The following is a 724-nucleotide window of genomic DNA, read 5'->3' as shown; positions in this document are numbered from 1 at the left end:
TGAAATTGTCAGGAGTCAAAGGCATTGTAATGCATTGGACGGCGACGCCGGGCGCATCTGCATTGAATGAGCGGAATTACTTCAATGGAACGTGTATCGCGGATAAACGTTACGCCTCAGCACATTATTTTGTTGACCGTAAAGAAGCGCAGCTGATTATCCCTGAAAATGAAGTCGCATACCATGCACATGATCAAAACCGGTGTTATGTCAGCTTTCTAAAACCGAATGCCAATACAACAGCGATCGGCGTTGAAATGTGTGTCGAAAAAGACGGTAAAATTCACAGCGAAACTGTTCAAAATGCTGCTGAACTGGTTGCCGATCTGTGCAAGCGTTACGGGCTTTCTACGAATAAGATCGTACGTCATTACGATGTGACAAATAAAAACTGTCCGGCGCCGTGGGTGAGCGATTCAAGCCAGCTTACAGCTTTCCGGAAAAAAGTCGATAGCTTGCTTGGAAAGAAGACGGTTTCCAAAACAACACCAGATAAAAAGTCATCATCCTCAAGCAAAAAGCAAACGAGCAAAAAATACACGCTGCCGTCCGGCATCTATAAAGTGAAAAGCCCGCTGATGAAAGGAACGGCTGTCCGTCAGATTCAAGAGGCTTTAGCTACTCTCTATTTTTATCCAGACAAAAAGGCAAAGAATCACGGAATTGATGGCTATTACGGGCCGAAAACGGCGAACGCGGTCAAACGGTTCCAGCTGATGCACGG

Annotated in this window: 1 protein-coding gene; it reads left to right on the top strand. The window is 45.7% G+C overall.

What is annotated here, in order from left to right:
• Positions 1 to 724, top strand: a 724-nt coding sequence (locus tag AB447_RS23175) for a peptidoglycan recognition protein family protein (protein WP_172796390.1), incomplete at both ends; no start/stop codon positions are given.

The organism is Bacillus glycinifermentans (assembly GCF_001042475.2).
Classification (GTDB): Bacteria; Bacillota; Bacilli; order Bacillales; family Bacillaceae; genus Bacillus; species Bacillus glycinifermentans.
Note: the sequence above shows the minus strand (reverse complement) of the source record. Positions and strands in the feature narration are given on the sequence as shown.